The sequence below is a fragment of the Acidobacteriota bacterium genome (assembly GCA_034211275.1).
Lineage (GTDB): Bacteria > Acidobacteriota > Thermoanaerobaculia > Multivoradales > JAHZIX01 > JAGQSE01.
In genome coordinates, this window is the sequence record JAXHTF010000187.1 from 1 (window position 1) to 13,065 (window position 13,065).

At 67.9% G+C, this 13,065-nt stretch carries 7 protein-coding genes; 6 read left to right on the top strand and 1 reads right to left on the bottom strand.

Annotated elements, in window-relative coordinates; all coding sequences use genetic code 11:
• From SX243_21005 to SX243_21030, 6 genes are all read left to right on the top strand, one after another.
• Nucleotides 1–354 (top strand): hypothetical protein (locus tag SX243_21005; protein MDY7095463.1); only part of this gene is annotated, 354 nt, incomplete at its 5' end.
• Nucleotides 355–797: 443 nt separating this feature from the next.
• Complete coding sequence (locus SX243_21010) at nt 798–4,046, top strand: hypothetical protein (GenBank protein ID MDY7095464.1); 3,249 nt, start codon at nt 798–800, stop codon at nt 4,044–4,046.
• A 159-nt stretch (nt 4,047–4,205) separates the two neighbouring features.
• A complete protein-coding gene (locus SX243_21015) occupies nt 4,206–5,246 on the top strand; it encodes a Gfo/Idh/MocA family oxidoreductase (protein ID MDY7095465.1) in 1,041 nt (346 codons plus the stop codon).
• 132 nt (nt 5,247–5,378) lie between these two features.
• Nucleotides 5,379–8,081: a M14 family metallopeptidase gene (locus SX243_21020; protein MDY7095466.1), complete on the top strand. Its 2,703-nt coding sequence runs from the start codon at nt 5,379–5,381 to the stop codon at nt 8,079–8,081.
• Between the two features lie 47 nt (nt 8,082–8,128).
• Entirely contained in the window at nt 8,129–9,205 is a 1,077-nt protein-coding gene (locus SX243_21025; GenBank protein ID MDY7095467.1) for an alpha/beta fold hydrolase, read from the top strand.
• Nucleotides 9,206–9,341: 136 nt separating this feature from the next.
• Complete coding sequence (locus tag SX243_21030; GenBank protein MDY7095468.1) at nt 9,342–12,437, top strand: esterase-like activity of phytase family protein; 3,096 nt, start codon at nt 9,342–9,344, stop codon at nt 12,435–12,437.
• 4 nt (nt 12,438–12,441) lie between these two features.
• Here the strand turns inward: SX243_21030 and SX243_21035 are convergent.
• On the bottom strand, nt 12,442–13,065 hold a 624-nt coding region (locus SX243_21035), incomplete at its 5' end, for a hypothetical protein (protein ID MDY7095469.1).

Below are 13,065 nucleotides of genomic sequence, written 5' to 3' on the forward strand. Positions count from 1 at the left end.
ACCGGCGAGCGCCTGTTCCAGACCATCGTGCGTTGGCGCATGGCGGAAGGCTTCTCCATCCGCGCCAAGGCCCACCGCAACGATCTCAATTGGGACGGCACCAGCTGGTACGCCCTTGCGGACGATTGGAGCGTGCTGGAGATCGCCTGGCGCCGCTCCTCCGCCCCCGGTGCCGCCGACGGTCTGCTGCGGCTGAGCATCGACGGCGTGCTGCAGGAAGAGGTCACCGGCATCGACAACGACCTCTGGCCCACGGATTGGGTCCAGTGGGGCATCGTCGGCGGCGTCGAGCCCGGCACTGACGGCAGCGTCTTCTTCGACGACTTCTCGTCGTGGGGGGGACCGGCGCAATAAGAGTTGCCGCGAGGCTGGCCGCCAGGCAGACTGCAAGCCAGACGGCAAGCCAGGGCAGCTCGCGCAGCTGAGACACAACGAGCCCGGGGATCTTCGGATCTTCGGGCTCGCGGTGTTTCTGGAGGTTGCTGTTCCTGGAGGTCGGGTTTCTTGAGATTGATTTCTTGGAATTGCCTTGTCGTGCGGTCCGTCTCGCGGAAGTGGGTTCTTCGAGCTCGGCGCGGCACAATTTGGGCTTTCTGCAGCTTTCTTGGTCTCTGAGGGAATACAGGCTCCAAGTTCGCGTTCGTTTATAGTGAACGAATCGGAATCCCCAGATCTGAGGCCTGCCCCTTTCCAGGAGCAGGTCCATGGGCCGTTTTCCCTCAGCCGGCTAGGGCCGGAAAGGAGATGCAATGCATTTTGGATTAGGAATCTTTGGCAGCGTTCTATCTGGCAGGGCAGTGACCGCTCTCGCGCTGTTCTGTTGTGCGGTGTCGCTGGGTCTTTCGGGACCGGACGTCACCGCCCAGCCGTATCTGATCGACGACCTGCGCCAGGTGGCGAATGTGTCGGTCTCCTCCGATCCGACCCCGGTGATTTCGTTCGGCGGTCACCTCTACTACGTCACCGAGGACGGGCGCCATGGTCGCGAGTTCTGGCGCACCGACGGTACCGCCGCCGGCACCACCTTGCTGCGCGACGTCTGGCCCGGCGAGACCAGCGCTACCGGGGTGTTTGCATGGCCCGCCGGACCCCTCTTCTACACCCTCTACGACGGTCCCTTCGTGGGCCGCGAGATGTGGCGGAGTGACGGCACCGGTGCGGGAACCTTCGCGGTGGGTGATGTCTTCCCCGGCACCGACTTCGCGAGCGCGCCGGAGGGTGTCGGCTACGTGAGCCCGCTGATGCTCTTTGGAGCGGAGGACGCAGTTCACGACTATGCTCTGTGGTCCTCCGACGGCACCGTCGGCGGTGCGGCCTTCGTGGCCGATATCGCTCCCCTTCCGGACGCGGTCTACGGGGACGGTGGGGAAGTGATCGCCGCCGGCGCCGTCTTCGCCGCCAGCGACGGGGTGACCGGCCAGGAGCCCTGGGTCAGCGACGGCACCGCCGGCGGCACCTTCCAGCTGGCGGACATCGAAGCTGGCGCAAACTCCGCTCGCCCGTGGTATTTCACCATTTTCCAGAACAAGGTCTACTTCAGCGCCGACAGCTCCACCTTGGGCCGCGAGCCGTGGGTGACCGACGGTACCGTGGCGGGCACCACCCTGCTCAAGGACATCGATCCCATGGGCAATTCTTCGTTTCCCAGGGAGTTCACGCCCGTGGGCAATACCCTCTTCTTCAGCGCCGAAGGTGAGCTGTGGAAGAGTGACGGCACCGGCCTCGGGACGGTGCAGGTGGTGGACCTCAACGGCGCTTCGGCGTCCAATCCCTACGAGCTCGAGAACCTCCAGGGCACGTTGATCTTTGCCGCCACCACCGCCAACGGCACCGAGCTGTGGAAGAGCGACGGCACCGCCGCCGGCACGACCCTGATCCTCGACATCAACCCCGGTGCCGCCAGCAGCGATCCGGAGGACCTCCTGGCCATCGGCGGAGAGGTCTTCTTCGTCGCCGACAACGGCACCGCCGGCCGCGAGCTGTGGGTCACCGACGGCACCCCGGGCGGTACGAGCTTGGTACGGGACATCCGGGCCGGTCTGCCTTCCTCCGACCCGGCCCGCTTCGTGGCCCACGACGGCAAGCTCTACTTCAACGCCGAGGACCCGGCCCGGGGCAACGAGCTCTTCGTCAGCGACGGCACTCTGGCGGGGACTCAGATCGTCCTCGAGCAGGGCCAGGACGACAGCTCGGCTCCTCAGGATCTGGTGCGCCGCGGTGAGGATGTCTTCTTTCGGGCCGTCGACGACTCCACCAAGATGGCTATCTGGGCCAGCGACGGCACCGCTGCCGGCACCCGCCGCCTCGGCGGAGGCCAGGGCGATCTAGGCGGCTACAGCAAGCCGGAGGCGCTGGTGCAGGTGGGGGACTTCGTCTACTTCGCCGCGGACCGCACCGGCAGCGGTACCGAGATCTATCGCACCGACGGGACCTTCGCCGGTACCGTGCGGATTTCCAACATGAGCGGCGGCGCTCTCAACGAGATGATCTACAACGGTGGAAAGCTCTTCTTCGACCTCAACACCGGCGCCGGCCGCGAGCCCTGGGTGAGCGACGGCACCATGGCCGGGACCCAGATTCTCCTCGATATCAATCCCGGTTCCGACAGCTCCAACCCCCTGGGCTTTACGCCGTTGGGCTCCTCGGTGATCTTCCACACCCAGCCTCCCGGCTCCGACCCTCAGCTGTGGATCAGCGACGGCACGGCGGCGGGAACTTCCTTCTTCGCCGGCCTGGGCGGCGCCGCCGGCACCCGCCCCGAGGAAATGACCCCTGCCTTGGGCAAAGTCTTCTTCACCGCCAAGACCGGAAGCGGCCGCGAGCTGTGGGTGACCGACGGCACCGCCGCCGGAACCTCCTTGGTCAAGGACATCTATCCCGGCAACCAATTCGCTCCCGATCCCCAGAATCTCACCCCAGCCCTGGGAAGACTCTTCTTCATCGCCGACGACGGCACCAATGGCTATGAGGTCTGGTCGACGGACGGCACCAACGCTGGAACCCAGATGGTGGTGGACATCAATCCCACGGACTCGTTCGCGCGGCCGGTGATCCTGGGCGAATACAAGAGCAAGGTCTGGTTCGTCGCTTACGACGGTACCGATGCGAATCTCTACGCCACCGACGGCACCGCTCTAGGGACCACCTCGGTGGTCACCCTGCACCGCGATGCCGTCTACGGGACCCCCCGCGGGGGCCAGGTCTTCGACGACCTGCTGTACTTCTCCACCTGGACTCTCGCCGACGGCATCGAGCTGTGGGTGACCGACGGCACCACCGCCGGTACCACCTTGGTCAGCGATGTGGACTCCGGCAACCTCTCCTCCCAGCCCGAAGAGCTGACCGTCACCGAGGGCCTGCTCTTCTTCGCCGCCGCCGATTCGGCGGTGGGCCGCGAGCTGTGGGCCTTGCCGTCGGAGAATCTGATCTTCTTCGACGATCTGGAGACCGGCGACGCCTCCCGCTGGGACGATGAAACCCTCCTGGGGGCCACCACCAGCTACAACGCCGCCGCCGCCGACCGCGGCGAGACGGGGCTCGAGATCGCCCTCGACGCGGACAACGAGCGCGCCTTCCTCACCGACGAGACGCCGGACGGGGAAGACTTCTACCGCGTGCGCTTCCGCTTCAACCCCAACTCCATCACCCTGGCGGAGAACAAGCGCTTCAAGATCGTCAGCTCCCGCGCCGACACCGGCGAGCGCCTGTTCCAGACCATCGTGCGCTGGCGCATGGCGGAAGGCTTCTCCATCCGCGCCAAGGCCCACCGCAACGATCTCAATTGGGACGGCACCAGCTGGTACGCCCTGGCGGACGATTGGAGCGTGCTGGAAATCGCCTGGCGCCGCTCCTCTGGCCCCGGCGCCGCCGACGGCCTGCTGCGGCTGAGCATCGACGGCGTGCTGCAGGAAGAGGTCACCGGCATCGACAATGACAATTGGCCCACGGATTGGGTCCAATGGGGCATCGTCGGCGGCGTCGAGCCCGGCACCGACGGCAGCGTCTTCTTCGACGACTTCTCGTCGTGGCGGGGACCGGTGCCGTAAGGTCGGACCGCAGCACCAGCCGCTGCCCGCGGCTGAGATAGAGCGAGCCCGGGGGTCTTCTGATCTCCGGGCTCGTTGCGTTGATCGAGGAGAGCTCTGACGGCAGCGATAGACTCCAGCGCAGGAGCGAGCTGAAGAAAAACCGGAAGGGAGCTGAGCGTGGGAGACAAGCTGCGGATCGGAATCGTCGGTACGGGGTACATCGCTCAAGCGCTGGCGCCGGCGATGGGGGAGTCCCCGGAAGCGGAGCTGGTGGCGGTGGCGAGCCGGTCGGTGGGCCGGGCGGAGCAGTTCATTACCGAGCACGGTACGGGCGGGCAGGGAGCTGTGAAGGCCTTCGGGTCCTGGCGGGAGATGATTGCCTGGGACGGCCTCGACGCCGTCTACGTGGCCACTCCCACTTCGACCCGGGAGGAAATCGCTGTCGCGGCGGCGGAGGCGGGCCAGCACGTGCTGGCGGAAAAGCCCTTCGACGGCCTCGAATCCCTCCAGCGCATCACCACCGCCTGCCGCGAGCACGGCGTCGCCTTCCTCGACGCCACCCACTTTGTCCACCACCCGCGGACGGCACAGATCAAGAGTGAGGCTGAGCAGCGCATCGGCGAGCCCCTGGCGTTGCGTACGGCCTTCTTCTTCCCTAATCCGGACCGCACCAATATCCGCTTCGACCCTCGTCTCGAACCCACCGGGGCGTTGGGGGATATGGCCTGGTATTGCATGCGGGCGGCGGTGGAGTACCTGCCTGGGAGCTTCGAGGTCGAGAGTCTGCAGACCTCCCTGAGCCGGGATCTGGAGACGGGAGCGGTCGTGCGGGTCTCCGGTTCCATGCTCTTCGGGGACGGCACCACCACCACCTACGACGCCGGCTACGACGTCGGCGCGCTCGTCCAGGACCTGGACTTGCTGGGCACCGAGGGCGTGATCCATCTCGAGGACTTCGTTCAAGATTGGAAGCAGGGGGCGGGCTTCGATCATCCCGACCACGTCGTCGGCTTCACCCAGCGGCGCGCCCTGGCGCCGCCGGCGGAGTTCGCCTTTGTGCCCACCCCCAGCCAGCGCACCGCCCACAGCCTGATGATCGACGCCTTCGCAAGCCTCGCTCGCCATCCCGACCGCCAGGACCTCCAGGAGGCGAGCATCCGCGCCAGCGAGCGCACCCAGGGGCTTCTCGATGCGGCGTGGCGCGCCGGCGGCGGCTGAGGAGCGATCCCTGCCGGAACGGATCTCGGGTCTTCTCGCCCAACCTGGTACCCTGAGCGCTCTCTTGGCGCTGGCAGGGTGAGGGATCCCGCCGCCGCGCCGCTTCGGTGATCCACGCGGAGGATTCTGTCCATGTCGATGTTGCTCCCGCGCGCCCTGCGCGCTCTCGGTTCTTCTACGTCTGCTGTTTCCTTCCTCGGCCTCGTCGTCCTACTCGTCTCCGGTCTGGTGACGTCGGTGGTGAAGGCAGAAGCTCTCGCCTACTACCTGCCGGAGGGGGTCGAATACGACGCCTCGGTGCCGACACCGGCGTCGGTGTTGGGGTATGAGGTGGGGGAGCAGCACGTGCGGCCGGATCAGCTGGCCATCTACATGGCGGCGTTGGCGGAGAGCTCGAGCCGGGTGCAGCTGGAGGTTCAGGGGCGCACCCATGAATCACGGCCGCTGCTCTTGATGACCATTTCGACGCCGGAGAATCTGCAGCGGCTGGAAGAGCTACGCCAAGCTCATTTGGCAGCTTCCGGCGGGGAGGGGGAGTCCGGAGAGCTGACACCGGAGCGGTTGGAGAGCCTGCCGGCGGTCCTGTGGCTGGGGTACAGCATCCACGGGGACGAGGCCAGCGGCTCCAACGCTTCCATGCTCACCGCCTACCATCTGGCGGCGGGGCGCGGCGAGGCGGTGGAGGAGCTGCTGGAGAAGACCATCGTGCTTCTCGACCCGAGCCTCAACCCCGACGGCCTGGGCCGCTTCGCCCATTGGGCCACCATGCATCGAGGTGAGGTGCCGGTGGCCTCCCGCGACCATCGGGAGCACCGCCAGCCGTGGCCCACCGGCCGCACCAACCACTACTGGTTCGACCTCAACCGCGATTGGATGCCCTCTCAGCATCCCGAATCCCAGGCGCGGCTGAAGACCTACTACCGCTGGCGGCCTCACCTCCTGGGCGATTACCACGAGATGGGCAGCGACTCGACCTACTTCTTCCAGCCCGGCGTGCCCACTCGGGTCAATCCGTGGATTCCCGACGCCAACCAGCAGCTGACTCGCACCATCGCCGGCTACCACGCCCGCAAGCTGGACGATGCCGGGGTGCTGTATTACAGCGAGGAGTCTTTCGACGACTTCTACCCGGGCAAGGGCTCCACCTACCCGGACCTGGTGGGTAGCATCGGCGTGCTCTTCGAGCAGGCCAGCGCCCGCGGCCGGCTCCACGATACCCGCCGCGGAGCCATCTCCTTCCCCTTCACCATCCGCAACCAATTCCTCACCTCCCTCTCCATGCTGGAGGCGGCCCGGGAGCAGCGGGAGGAGCTGATCCGCTACCGCCGGGACTTCTACCGAGAGGCCCGGGAGGCCGGACGGCAGGACCCGGTGGGGGCGTATCTGGTCAGCTTTCCGGAGGATTCGACCCGGGCCAGGGAGTTCCTCCAGCTACTGCTGCGGCACCACATCGAGGTGCGCCCGCTGACCCGCACCGTCGAGGTGGCGGGCCAGCGTTTCGAGGCCGGGCAGAGCTGGGCGGTGCCGGTGGCGCAGAAGGCCTACCGGCTGGTCAAGGCGCTCTTCGAGGCGCGCAAAGAGTTTGAGGACAGCACCTTCTACGACGTCTCCGCCTGGACCTTGCCGCTGGCCTTCGACGCCCGCAGCGCCGAAGCGCGAGCCGGCGCTGTCCCTGGCGACGCCTGGGGCGAGCCGCTGCAGGAAGTAGAGGCCCGTTCGGGGAGCTACGAGGCCGATGCGCAGGCGGTGGCCTATGCGTTTTCCTGGCGCGATCACGGATCCATGCGGGCCCTGGGGCAGCTCCTCGGCGCTGGGGTGACGGCGCAGGTGGCCACCCGCGGCGTTTCCATCGATGGTGAAGAAGGTTCGACGGCTCTCGGTCCGGGAGCGGTGATCGTGCCCGTGCGCCGCGGTGCCGACGACCGCTCCCGCACCGAGGCGATCTTGGGCCAGGTGGCGGAGCAAGAGGGGCTGGACATCCTCCCTGTGGCCGGCGGCCTGACCTCCCGCGGGGAAGATTTGGGCAGCCCCACCATGATGCCCCTCACCGCTCCCAAGCCGTTGCTGGTGGTGGGCGGCGAGGTGGACACCTACGAGGCCGGCGAGCTCTGGCACCTCATCGACCACCACTTCCGCCTACCCCTGACGCTGGTGGAAATGGACCGCGTTGCGTCCATGGATCTCTCGTCCTTCACCCACGTGCTCTTGGTGAGCGGCAAATACGATGCCTGGGACGCCGAGGTGAGCGAGAAGCTCGAGAGCTGGGTGCGGAGCGGGGGAGTGCTGGTGGCCAGCAGCACCGCTGCCCACTGGGTGGGCAAGAGCGTGCTCGACCTGCCTGAGGCCGAGACGGCTCCCGAGCCCATGGCCATCCTGCCCAGTCCGGAGCAGGAGCTGGAGGGTGCCCCGCCGGCGGCTTCGGGAGATTCCGCCCAGCGCTACGCCGACTACGAGGCCACCCGTCAAGCCGCCACCATCTCCGGCGCAGTCTTCGCCGCCCGCATCGATACCACCCATCCCTTGGGCTTCGGTTTCGGCGACGAGGAGCTCCCGGTCTTCCGCACCGGCATCGAGCCCCTGGTCGCCACCGGCAACCCGTGGGAGACCGTTGCCGCCTACACCGAGGCCCCTCTCCTCGCCGGCTACGCCCCCGCCGATGCGCCGGCGCAGCTGGCGGGCACCCCCGCCGTCACCGCCCAGCGCCTGGACCGCGGCACGGTCATCCGGCTGGCCGACGACCCGGCCTTCCGCGGCTTCTGGTTCGGCACCCAGCGCCTGGTGGCCAATGCGCTCTTCTTCGGCAGGAGCGTCCGGCCGACGCCGGTGATCCGGTAGCGCTCTGCCGAGGACGAGCTATACTCGCCGGCGGAGGATATGCCGTGATGACATCGATCAACCCCCGCCGATACCCACCCCTGCTCACGGGCCTCGTTCTCGCCCTGGTTCTCAGTGTGGGAGCCGGTCGCCCGGCCGAGGCAGGAACCTGGAAGCGGCTGGACGTCGAAGAGACCGAGACCTACGCCCTGCGCTACCTGCCCACCGGCATCGATCCGGCGGAGCCGGCGCCGGTGGTGGTCTTTCTCCACGGCTCCGGGGCGACGCCCGGGCAGTGGAAGAGCACGCTGCAGCCGGTGGCGGAGCAGCTCGACGTGGTGCTGCTGGTGCCCAAATCCATCTCCGACTTGGGCTTCGGCGTCGGCGCCGACGACGCCACCATCGCCGGGGCGTTGGAGCTCTTGGAGCAGGAGCAGGCCCTCGACTCCCGCCGCATTTCCCTCGCCGGCCACTCCGCCGGCGGTGCCTATGCTCTGGTGCTGGCCTACGCACCGGGCTCCCGCTTCAGCGGCGCCCTCTCCCTCTCCGCGCCTTACCGCACCGTCCTCGAAGTGGCGGATCCGGACTACACGGCCCCCGCCTACCTCTACTACAGCACCGGCGACTTCAACTTCCAGGGCGCCTCCTACGAGGCACTGCGCCAGCAGCTGGAGCGCCTCGACGTCCCTCTCACCACGCGCATCGAGGAAGGCTTCGACCACAGCTCCTGGCCCGCCGACACCCTGCCCACGGGCTTCGAATTCCTCCTCCAGCAGCGCTACGGCGAAGGTCCCTGTGAGCCATCCCCCACCCGCCTCTGCCTGCGCGACGGCCGCTTCGCCGTCGATGGGGACTGGCGGGACCGCTTCGGCAACACCGGCGTCGCCCGGGTGGTGCAGGACAAGACCGGGGACTCGGGCATGCTGTGGTTCTTCGACGCGGCCAATTGGGAAGTGCTGGTGAAGGTGCTCCGGGGCTGCGGCGTCAACGGTCACTATTGGGTCTTCGCCGCCGCCACCACCAACGTGGAATACACCCTGCGGGTCACCGACCTGGTGGCGGGGGAGACTCGGGAGTACAGCAATCAGCTGGGGGTCTCGTCTCCGGCGGTGACGGATACTTTGGCGTTTGGGACGTGCCCCTGAGGGCCCCTCGCCCCAGCATCGTCAGACCACACCCCCGCCCACCATGGGATAATCCCCCCGCGCATTCGCGCAGGCTCACACATCGAGCAGCGCCATTCTGGAGCAGGCCCGTCCCACAAGCCGTGAGGAGAGTTCCGTGATCCGACGCAATTCCACCCCCACCCGTCGCTCCATCGTTTCGACTTCGCTGGCCGGCCTCGCCGTGCTGGCAGCCTTCGCTTTGTGCACCGCCCTGCCCGCCGCGGCCGCAGGGGTGGGAGCGTTGGAGTTCCTGGGGCGGTCAGTGGTGGAGGTCGAGCCCGGGCCGGGGATGGAGCTGGTGGAACCTCTGGGCGGACTTTCGGGCCTCACCTACGACCCGGCCAGGTCGAGCCGAGGCGATGGCCCCAGTCGCTACTACAGCATCAGCGACGACGCCAGCGTCCACGCGCCGGCGCGCTTCTACACCCTCGAGGTTCAGCTCACCGACGGCAAGCTCGAGGAGGGCGGGGTGCGGGCGGTGGAGAGCACGGTGCTGAAGGATCTCAACGGCGAGCCTTTCCCGCGCTACGCCATCGACGGTGAAGGCATCGCCCTGGCCGTCGACGGCACCCTCTTTATCTCCTCCGAAGGTCATGTCAACACCGGCGTCGGCCCCTTCCTGCGTCGCTTCTCCCTCGCCGGGGAGAGCCTCGAAGCCCTGCCCCTGCCGGACTACTACCAGCCGGAGTCAGGCACGATGGGTATTCGGCACAACCTGGGTTTCGAGGCGCTGACCATGGAGCCGGCTGGCCTCAACCTGTGGTCGGGAATCGAGAACGCCCTGGTGCAGGACGGCCCGGAGGCGGTGCCCGGGGGGGCCAGCGCTTCTCGCATCCTGCGCTTTGATCTGGGCGTGGGGTCCGGAGGGACGGGCGCTGCGCCGGGGAGCCGGCTAGGGGGGGAGTATGTCTATTGGAACGATCCGGTGGTGGAGGACAGTGAAGCTCCCGACGCCATCGAGGTCAACGGTCTGGTGGAGCTGACGGCCCTGGGCTCCGGCGAGTTGTTGGCGCTAGAGCGTTCCTATTCTTCTGGCGGCATCAACCACATCCGTCTCTACGAGGTCGATGTCCAGGGAGCTGATCGGGTCTCCGGCCCGCAGGTGGATGCGGCGCTGGCCCAGCCGGTGAGGAAGGAGCTGCTCCTCGATCTCACGGCCCTGGGCATTCCCCTTGACAATCTGGAGGGCATGACCTTCGGACCCTCTCTCCCGGACGGCCGGCGGCTGCTCCTCCTGGTCAGCGACGACAACTTCAGCGACCAGCAGGTCACCCACGTCCTCGCCTTCGCCGTGACCCTGGGAGAAGTGAAGGTGGCGCAGGTGCAGGGAGCGGGGCATCGCTCGCCCATGGAAGGCCAGTGGCTGCACCGAGTCCGCGGCGTGGTCACCGCCGTCGAGCCCCCGCCCCGCCGCTCTTCCTCCGAGGACGGAGAGCCCCGGGAACCGGACGTGACCTTCTGGATCCAAAGCCTCGACCCCGACGACGACCCCGCCACTTCCGAGGGATTGCGCATCGTCGCCGCCCCCGGGGTGCTGCCCCAGAGCGCGATGCCCCAGGGAGCCTTGCCGGACGCTGGGTCAGCGGAGGCCGCGGTGCGTGCTGGGGACGTGGTGGAGATCTCCGGCCGGGTAGCGGAGATCGCTTACCCCGGTGAGCTCCCCATCACCACCCTCGAAGCTTCCGTCATCCACCGCCCAAGCCGTGACAACCCGCCGCCCCAGCCGGTGGTGCTGGGGGAGGGCGGCCGCATGCCCCCCAGCCGCATTTTCGACGCCGACGCCCTGGAGGAATACCGCCCCACCGAGGACGGCCTCGACTTCTTCGAGAGCCTCGAGGGCATGCGGGTCATGGTGCGCGAGCCGGTGGTGGTGGGCCCCACCACCTACCGCGGCGGCTTTGTGGTGGTGGGCGACGACGGCCGCCACGCCGAGCCCCGCACCCATCGCGGCGGCCTCTCGCTGCTGCCGGAGGACTTCAACCCCGAGCGCATCCTGGTGGATACCAACCTGGTGGACGAGGTACCGGACCTGGCGGTGGGAGATCGCCTCCTCGGTCCGGTCATCGGCGTCGTGGCCTACCGCTTCGGTGAGTGGCGGGTGTGGGCGACGGAGCCCCTGCCCCCGGTCGATGATGTGGTGGTCGACGATGCTTCGGTCGACGATGGGGAGTCCGTCGATGAGCCCCCCGCCGCCGAGCCCGCCCGAGAGGTGACCACTCTCCGTGGCGACGACTCCCACCTCACCGTGGCCACCTTCAACGTTCTCAACCTCGATCCCCAGGATCCGTCGAAGCAATTCGAAGGCTTGGCGCGCACCATCGCCCAGGAGCTGGGCGCCCCCGACGTCGTCGCCCTGCAGGAGATCCAGGACGATGACGGCCCGGTGGACAACGGCCTGGTCACCGCCCGCCGCACCCTGAAGCTGCTCATCGATTCGATCTTCGAAGCCGGCGGCCCCGTCTACGACTTCCGCCAGATCGATCCCGAAAACAACGCCGACGGTGGCCAGCCCGGCGGCAACATCCGCGTCGCCTACCTCTTCAACCCCCAGCGGGTCCGCTTTGTCGACCGTGGCGACGCCGGCCCCCGGGACGCCACGGCGATCCAGGCCACCGACGACGGCCCCCGCCTCACCTTGAGCCCCGGCCGCGTCGCTCCCCTCGCCCCCTCCTTCGACGGCGACGAGGAAAAGGGCTGGGAAGGCGGCCGCCGCTCCCTGGCTGCGGAGATGCTCTTCACCCCCGGCACCGGCCGCGAGGAGCGCTTCTTCCTGATCAACAATCACTGGAAGTCCAAGCGCGGCGACGACCGCCTCGGCGGCAGCCGCCAACCCCCCGTCCCCGGCACCGAAGTCCAACGCGCCGCCCAGGCCCAGGTCATCTCCGACTTCGTGGAAGAGCTCCTCGCCGCCGACCCCCAAGCCGCCGTCATCGTCCTCGGTGACCTCAACGAGCACGAATTCCGCTCCCCCCTGGCGGTGCTGGCGGAGTCCGGCCTGGTCAATCTGGTCCCCCAGATCGAGCAAGAAGACCGCTACACCTACAACTACCTCGGCAATTCCCAGGTCCTCGACCACATCCTCGTCAGCCCCCGACTTGCGGCCCAGGATCCCCAGGTCGACATCATCCACGCCAACGCCGACTACCCCGACTCCGAGGCGGCGAGCGACCATGATCCGATTGTGGCGCGGGTGCGGGTGGTGGGGGAGTAGGTTTCTACGATCCGGCCGGATACTCAAACAAAATCCGCGCCCGGTGGCTGTGCCCATCCTCGTCGTTGAGGGCGGTGATGCCGGCGAAGTGGAGGAGGCGGCGGGTGGTGGGGTCGTAGATGAGGTGGACGGGGTCGACCAGGAAGCGCAGCAGGCGGCTGGCGACTTCGAGGCGAAAGCCGAGGGTGGGGGGACCGCCCGGGGGGAGAGCGGCGAGGGGTTGGGGTTCTTCGGGGACGATGCGGAAGGCGAAAAACTCCTGACGGTAGGGGACCGCGAAGTGCAGCTTCACCGTGCGGCCGGCCGCTAGCTCGTCCCAATGGCGCTGGACGAAATGCAGCGAGCCCTCGTCCATCGCCGCATCCCGGGGCAGGTCCAGGCGTTTGTGCCGGAGGGGCTCGTCCTGGCTCTTGCGGCAGAAGAGCTCGACGCCGTCGTCCACCAACGCCGCTCCTTCCTTGTAGCCATCCCGCAGATCCACCAGCTCGAAGCCCGGAATGCACGGGTCGCCACCGTAGGTCACGGTCTTGCGGGCGATGATGGTGTCGTCGGGGCTGCGGTAGGTGACGGTGCTGAGGGTCGGGCGGTCGCCGTCCCAGACCTCTTCGTGGTCCTCGGTGAAGAGCAC

What these genes read in the sequence shown, in the direction of transcription:
- SX243_21020 (MDY7095466.1), top strand. Translation starts at nt 5,379, where the DNA reads ATGTCGATGTTGCTCCCGCGCGCCCTGCGCGCTCTCGGTTCTTCTACG.
- SX243_21025 (MDY7095467.1), top strand. Translation starts at nt 8,129, where the DNA reads ATGACATCGATCAACCCCCGCCGATACCCACCCCTGCTCACGGGCCTC.